The organism is Actinoallomurus acaciae (assembly GCF_042429965.1).
Classification (GTDB): Bacteria; Actinomycetota; Actinomycetes; order Streptosporangiales; family Streptosporangiaceae; genus Actinoallomurus; species Actinoallomurus acaciae.
On the sequence record NZ_JBHLZP010000482.1, the window covers coordinates 1 to 282 of the forward strand.

Here is a 282-nt window from a genome sequence, read left to right on the forward strand (position 1 = left end):
GGCCGTACGGGCACGCCGCCGCTGGCCGTCGACGACCCGTCGGGCGTCACGGGCCTGCGCCGCTCGTCGCTGCGCGCGGCCCTGCACGCCAGCGTCCTGGGCGTGCCCGGCGTGGACGCCGCGACCGTACGCCTGCGAGGACGGCTGCGGCCGCGGGCGGAGATCCGTGCGGTCACCGGGTTCAGCGACCACGGGAACCTCGGCGAGCAGGTGGCCGACGCCGTGTACGACCGGCTGGAGGAGCTCGACCCCGTACGCGTGCCCGAGGTGGCGGTACGCGTC

Annotated in this window: 1 protein-coding gene; it reads left to right on the forward strand. The window is 77.3% G+C overall.

The window, feature by feature from the left end:
- Positions 1-282, forward strand: a 282-nt coding sequence (locus ACFFNX_RS39295) for a DUF6286 domain-containing protein (RefSeq protein ID WP_378211244.1), incomplete at both ends; no start/stop codon positions are given.